Source organism: Methylobacterium sp. WL116 (assembly GCF_008039455.1).
GTDB lineage: Bacteria > Pseudomonadota > Alphaproteobacteria > Rhizobiales > Beijerinckiaceae > Methylobacterium.
Map to the genome: position 1 here is coordinate 1 of NZ_VRUV01000251.1, position 6,521 is coordinate 6,521.

Consider the following 6,521-nt stretch of genomic DNA (forward strand, 5'->3'; position numbering starts at 1 on the left):
GCTCGCCCGCGCGCTGCACGCCACCGTGGACATCGACGAGGCGATCCCGGCCGAGCACTACAAGGCGGCCGCCGCCGGGCATCGCGTCGCGGGCGTTGACCGCCAGGTTCACGATCACCTGCTCGAACTGGTTCACGTCGGCCTTCACCGGCCAGATGTCGCGCCCATGCTTGAGGTCGAGCCCGACCCGCTCGCCGAGCAGGCGCTTCAGCAGCAGCGTCAGCTCCGAGAGCGCCTCCCCGACGTTCATCACCTCCGGGCGCAGCGTCTGGCGGCGGGAGAACGCCAGGAGCTGGCGCACGAGGCCCGCCGCCCGGTTGGCGTTCTGCTTGATCTGCATGATGTCCTGGAAGGCCGGATCGGTCGGCTTGTGGCTCGCGAGCAGCAGGTCCGAGTAGCCGATGATCGCCTGGAGGACGTTGTTGAAGTCGTGCGCGATGCCGCCGGCGAGCTGGCCGACGGTGTCCATCTTCTGGGTCTGGGCGATCTGCTGCTCGAGCTGGCGCTGGGCCGTGGTGTCGAGGGCGTAGAGGATCAGCGGCTCGCGATCGGCCTCCTCCGGCTCCTGGCCCGGAGCGCCCTCCCCGCCGGCGGGGCTGAGCCAGACCCGCGCCGAGCGGTTGGCATTGCCCATCAGCATCACCTCGATCGGCTCGATCTCGGAGAGCCCGCTCGCCGCCTTGGCGAGCGCTGCATCGAGGGCCGGGCGGTCGCGCTCGACCACCGATTCGGCGACGTTCGGCTCCTCGGCGCCGGCGGCCGAATCGGCCACCGCGTGCCGCGGCAGGGTGCCGAACAGGCGCGCGAACGAGGCGTTCGCCCGCGCGATCCGGCCGGAGCGGTCCAGCGTCGCGATCGCGATCGGCGAGTTGTTGAGGAAGCGCGCGAGCCGCACCTCGGCGGCGCGCTGCGGCTCGTCGCTCTCGGCCCCGGCCGAGCGGTTGATGACGAAGGTCCGCGACGCGCCGGGCTTGCCGTCCTTGCCGAAGGCGACGCGGTGATACAGCCGCGCCGGCATCGGGTGGCCGTTGCGGCGGCGCAGGTCGAGGTCGAACCGGTCGGTGCGGACCTCGCCGGGGAGCCCGGCATTCTGGATCAGCGCGTCGGCGGCGGGCGCGATCTCGGAGAGGTGCGGGCCGCCGGGGCCGACGACCGCGAGGTCGTAGCCGAGCCAGGCCGCCAGCGTCGCGTTCATGTAGACGATCGCCCCGGTCGGATCGATCGAGAGGAAGCCGGCGGGCGCGTGGTCGAGGTAGTCGATCGCGTGCTGGAGTTCCTGGAAGACGTTCTCCTGGCGCTCGCGCTCGGCGGTGATGTCGCTGACCGTCCACAGCGAGGCGGCCCGTCCCGGCCGCGGAAGCGGGCGGACCTGGATGCGGTACCAGGCGAAGTCGCGCCCCCTGGCGCTCGCCGCCGGCGGCGGCGACATCCGCACCTCCTCGGCGTGGCTGCGCCCGTCGCGGGCGCCCTGGGACAGGCGGTAGATCGCCTCCGACACCTCCGGCGAGCCGACGAAGATCCGCTCGACCGGGCGCAGCGTCGAGAAGCTGTCGCCGCCCGCGACGTGGAGATAGGCCTCGTTGGCGTAGATCAGCCGGCCGCCCTCCTCGACCACGACGGTCGCCTCGGGGGCGGCGTCGACGATCGCCTTGGTGATGTCGTCGCGCCCGCCCTGCCCGCTGAGCTGGATCGCGCCGATCGCCATCGCGAACAGGAAGAACACGCCGGCCATGGCCAGCAGCGCCAGCAGCCAGATGATCAGCGACTGCGCCTGCTCGTTGGCCACGAACGACAGGCCTATCGCCGCCCCGACCAGCAGCCCGGCGAGGACGAGCAGCAATCCGACCCGCCCGGGCCGTTCCGACCGGTCGATCGAGCCCGAAACCGCGGGCGTGGGTCCACTCAGATCCGCCATCGGGCCTTGAATCCAGAAACGAAGGACCGGTTATGCCTTCACGCCGCCGATCGGCAAGGGCTGTCTTCCGGTCGGTCGCGGCGAAGCCTGACGGAGGAAGGTGGACAAACCGTGCGTACGGACCCGTCAGGCGGCCCGGCGGCGCAGGCGCATCACGAAGCCGATCACCTCGGCGACCGCCTTGTAGTGCTCGGCCGGGATCGCCTCGTCGATGTCCACGGTGGCGTGCAGCGCGCGGGCGAGCGGCGGGTTCTCCAGCACCGGCACGTCGTGCGCCTTGGCCAGCTCGCGGATGCGGAAGGCCAGGGAGTCGACGCCCTTGGCGACGCAGACCGGCGCGCCCATGCCGGCCTCGTAGCGCAGGGCCACCGCGTAGTGGGTCGGGTTGGTGATGATCACCGTGGCGGTCGGCACGGCGGCCATCATCCGCTTCTTCACCCGCTGCATCCGGATCTGCTTCATCCGGCCCTTCACCTCGGGGTTGCCGTCCGATTCCTTCATCTCCTGCTTCATCTCCTCCTTGGACATGCGCAGGCGCTGGCGCCAGCGGTAGCGCTGGTACAGGGCGTCGGCCATCGTGATCACGAGATGGATGGCGAGCACGCCGCCGAGCAGCTTGACGCTGATGCCGAGGATCGCGCTGAGGCAGGCCGCCGGATCGAGGCGGGCGAACACCTCGAGCCGGTCGCGGTCGCGCCACAGCACGGTGCCGACCACCACCCCGACGACCGCCATCTTGGCGAGCCCCTTGCCGAACTGGAACAGCGCCTCGAGCCCGAGGATGCGCTTGGCGCCGGCCATCGGCGAGATCCGCTCGAACTTCGGCCCGAGCGTCTCGGTGGTGAAGACCAGGGGGTGCTGCAGCAGGCCGGCGGCCAGCCCCGCCACCGCGACGAGCCCGACCGGGACCGCGAGCGCCTGGAACCAGATCGTCAGGGTGCGGCCGGCGATCCCCGCCATGGCGTGCGGGTCGTCGGGGACCGCGTGGGCGTTCATCAGGAAGCCGCGCATCTCGGCGAGCAGGCCGCGGGCGATGCCCGGCCCGGCGATCATCAGCGCCAGGGTGAAGGCGGCCAGGATCGCGAAGGTGTTGATCTCGGCGCTGGTCGCGACGTTGCCCTGCTCGATCGCCTGATCGAGCCGGCGCTGGGTCGGCTCCTCGGTCTTGTCTTCCTGCTCGGTCCCCTCGGCCATGGGTCAACGGCTCCCGACCTGGCCGGGGCCGCGGCGGCTGTGCGTCGTCGTGGTCACCGCCCGGCGAACTCGAGCAGGTAGCGGCCGAGGTCGTCCAGGAACACGGTCATCATCACGCCGAGCGAGCCGAACAGGATCAGCATGCCGATCAGCACCGAGGCCGGCACCGCGACGAAGAACACCTGCAGCTGCGGCATCAGCCGCGACAGCACCCCGAGGCCGAGGTTGAACAGGATGCCGAAGGCGATGAACGGCGAGGCGATCTGGACGCCGAGGGTGAACCCGCGGCCGACCGCCTTCAGCGCCAGCGTCGCCGCATCGCCGAAGGCCGGCACCGCCTGCGGCGGCAGCACCGCGTAGCTCCGCGAGATCGCGTCGAGCGCCACGTGGTGCAGGTCGGCCGCGAGGATCAGCGTGATGCCGAGCAGCGACAGGAAGTTGCCGAGCGCCGGCTGCTGGCCGCCCTGCGCCGGGTCGACGGTCATGGCGTAGGACAGGCCGAGCTGCTGCGAGACGATCAGGCCCGCGGTCTGGAGCGCGGCGAGGATCATCCGCACGGTCAGCCCGATCACCAGCCCGACCAGCGTCTCCGAGAACAGCAGGCCGATCAGCCGGGGCGCGCCGATCGCGTCGGGGCCCACCGCCAGCAGCGGCCTCACCATCGGGAACAGCAGCAGCGAGACCAGCAGGGCGAAGGACAGCCGGATGCGCGGCGAGACCGACTGCTCGCCGATGCCCGGCATCAGCATGATCAGCGTGCCGACGCGGGCGAAGGTCAGCAGGTAGGCCGCCGCGATCCCGGGCAGGAGCAGGTTCATGGCGCGTCATAGCAGCCGGCCGCCCGCCCCGTCTCACTGGCCGGCGGCGATGCGCGCGGCGATGCGGGTCATGTAGCCGGCGAGCGCGTCGCCCATGAACGGCAGCATCAGCAGGAGGGCGGCGAAGACCGAGACGATCTTGGGCACGTAGATCAGGGTCTGCTCCTGGATCTGCGTCAGCGCCTGGACCAGCGAGACCACGAGCCCGACGGCGAGCGCCACGAGCATCAGCGGCCCGGCGACCTTGAGGAAGACGAAGATGCCGTCGCGCGCGACGTCGAGGATGGCGAGGCCGGTCATGTGTCCGAGGTCCGATTGCTGACGAAATTCCAAGTCCCCGCGACGGGCGACCGGGTTCAGGCATCTCCGAAGCACCTCGAGACTCGGCCGCCGCCTTTCCCGGGCGCCTTCAGCGAACCCGGGATCCAGAGCCGCCGGCGGTGCCCGAGCTTGCCGCCGCGGCGGCTTCTGGATCCCGGGCCCTGCTTCGCAACCCCGGGATGACGGGGGCGTTGTCGTCGGGCGCCTTTCGGCACCGTCGGATGCGTGAATCCGGTGGCCTGCCGGGGGCGGGAGAAGACGCGCTAGATCTGCATCCGCATGATCTCCTCGTAGGCCGAGATCATCCGGTCGCGCACCGCCACCATGGTCTGCAGGGCGGTCTCGCTCTCGGCCACCGCCGTGACCACGTCGACGACGTTGGCCTTGCCGGCGGCCACCGCCAGGCCCTGCGCGTCGGCCTTGCGGCCGGCATCGCCGACGCCGTCGAGCGCCTGGCCGAGCAGCTGAGTGAAGTCGTTGCCCGCCCCTTGCGTCGGCTGGATCTTCGGCGGCCCCTTGAAGCTGCCGACGTTCTGGACGGCGGCGTAGGCGCCGGCCGCGAAGTTGCTGCTGGCCATGATCGTGTCCCGCCTTCGCCTACTTCAGGATTTCGAGGGTGCGGGAGATCATCCTGCGCGTGGTGGTGACCATGTTGAGGTTCGCCTCGTAGGAGCGCTGGGCCTCGCGCATGTCCATGTTCTCGATCAGGCCGTTGACGTTGGGCATCCGCACCTCGCCCTTCGCGTCGGCGGCCGGGTTGCCGGGATCGTACTTGGTCCGGAACGCGGTCATGTCGCGGCGGACGCGTCCCGCCTCCACGAGGTTGGCGCCGGTCTCGCGGTCGACATGGCTCTTGAAGGTCGGGATCTTGCGCCGGTACGGCTCGCCGGTCGGCGTCTGCGGCGCCGAATCCGCGTTGGCGATGTTCTCGGCGATGATCCGCATCCGGCCGGACTGGGCCTTCAGGCCGGCGGCGGCGATCGAGAGCGACTTCGTGAAATCCATGGCTCAAGCCTCCCCGATCATGTCTCGGCTCGCGATCACTTCTTGCCGATGGCGATCTTCAGGACATCGAGGCTCTTCTGGTACATCGACGCGGCGAGCTGGTAGTCCGACTGGTTGTCGCCGGACTTCATCATCTCGTCCTCGAGGTTGACGCCGTTGCCGCTCGGGCGGATCTCGAACTCGGTGACGCGGCGCGGATCGGCGCCGACGCCGGTGTCGCCCGAGGCGGCGATGTGCCCGACGCTGGTCAGCGTCATCGCGCTCCCGGTCGAGGCGGCGAGGCCGGTCGACCGGTCGAAGCTCGGCTGCGCCAGGTCGCGCGGGCGGAAGCCGGGCATGTCGGCGTTGGCGACGTTCTCGGCCAGGAGCTTCTGGCGCGCCTGATGCCACTGCATCTTGGTCCGGAGCATTCCCAGGAGCGGCATGTCGGTGACGGCCACGAGGGGGCTCCGGATTCGCGCGGCCCGGTCTCCGGCCGCCCGGCAAAATCTGCCGCCCGCTTGGTTAACGCCGGGTTAAGGTTTCCGCGGCCGGGCGCCGCAGCGAAGCTGTTAACGAAGACTTAACGATGATTGCCCGGCGGCGGGCCGGCCGTGATACTGACGGGGCGGTTTTGCGTAGGGCCCTCCCGGGCCCGTGAAGAACGAGAGTATCGTCCGTGCAATGGTTGCAGTCCGTGTTCGGGTCTGACGGCTCTCCGGTCGTGCAGTACGTCACCATCTTCGCCGTGATCTTCGCGGTGCTGACGGTGATCGTGCTGGTTGTGCGCCGGCTCGGCGGCGGCGGTCTCGCCGACGCGAAGCGCGGCGGTCAGCGCGCGCGCCAGCCGCGCCTCGGGATCGTCGACGTGTACGAGCTCGACCGGCAGCGCCAGCTGATCCTGCTGCGGCGCGACAACGTCGAGCATCTGCTGCTCGTCGGCGGCCCGAACGACGTGGTGATCGAGCGCCACATCCAGCGCGGGCAGCAGCGCGATCCGGCCCTGCGCCCCGAGGCGATGGCCGAGCCGCTCGCCGAGGCCGGGCTCGACCCCTTCCCGGGCCTCGAGACGCAGGCCCAGGCGGCGTTCCGGCCCGACTTCGCCATGCCGATCGTGCTCGCGCCGACCGTGTCCGGCCCGGGCGGCGCGCTCGCTTCCGTCCCGCCCCTCGACGCGGCGATCCTCGACGAGGCCGAACCCCGCCCGGATCGCGCTCCCGAGCTGCTCACGCCCGACGCGCGTCCGTCCGAGGCGATCGTCACCGGGCCGCGGCCGGACGCGCCGGCGC

At 70.9% G+C, this 6,521-nt stretch carries 7 protein-coding genes and 1 pseudogene; 1 reads left to right on the plus strand and 7 read right to left on the minus strand.

The genetic code is table 11. The annotated features are described in order from the left end of the window. From FV223_RS17040 to flgB, 7 genes are all read right to left on the minus strand, one after another. Window positions 1-1,915: PAS domain-containing protein (locus tag FV223_RS17040; RefSeq protein WP_147728148.1), on the minus strand; the 1,915-nt coding region annotated here is incomplete at its 3' end. A gap of 126 nt (window positions 1,916-2,041) precedes the next feature. Next, window positions 2,042-3,109, minus strand: coding sequence for a flagellar biosynthesis protein FlhB (gene flhB / locus FV223_RS17045; RefSeq protein ID WP_147728149.1), 1,068 nt, complete (start codon window positions 3,107-3,109; stop codon window positions 2,042-2,044). Between the two features lie 53 nt (window positions 3,110-3,162). After that, on the minus strand, window positions 3,163-3,927 hold the full coding sequence (fliR, locus tag FV223_RS17050; RefSeq protein WP_147728150.1) for a flagellar biosynthetic protein FliR: 765 nt from the start codon (window positions 3,925-3,927) through the stop codon (window positions 3,163-3,165). 33 nt (window positions 3,928-3,960) lie between these two features. Next, on the minus strand, window positions 3,961-4,227 hold the full coding sequence (gene fliQ, locus FV223_RS17055) for a flagellar biosynthesis protein FliQ (protein WP_147728151.1): 267 nt from the start codon (window positions 4,225-4,227) through the stop codon (window positions 3,961-3,963). A 284-nt stretch (window positions 4,228-4,511) separates the two neighbouring features. Then, a complete protein-coding gene (gene fliE, locus FV223_RS17060) occupies window positions 4,512-4,826 on the minus strand; it encodes a flagellar hook-basal body complex protein FliE (RefSeq protein WP_147728152.1) in 315 nt (104 codons plus the stop codon). 19 nt (window positions 4,827-4,845) lie between these two features. Next, on the minus strand, window positions 4,846-5,253 hold the full coding sequence (flgC, locus tag FV223_RS17065) for a flagellar basal body rod protein FlgC (RefSeq protein ID WP_147728153.1): 408 nt from the start codon (window positions 5,251-5,253) through the stop codon (window positions 4,846-4,848). Window positions 5,254-5,288: 35 nt separating this feature from the next. Continuing rightward, entirely contained in the window at window positions 5,289-5,693 is a 405-nt protein-coding gene (gene flgB, locus FV223_RS17070; protein ID WP_147728154.1) for a flagellar basal body rod protein FlgB, read from the minus strand. 263 nt (window positions 5,694-5,956) lie between these two features. Here flgB and FV223_RS31860 point away from each other — a divergent pair. After that, window positions 5,957-6,521: pseudogene (locus FV223_RS31860) on the plus strand (flagellar biosynthetic protein FliO); the annotation flags it as partial.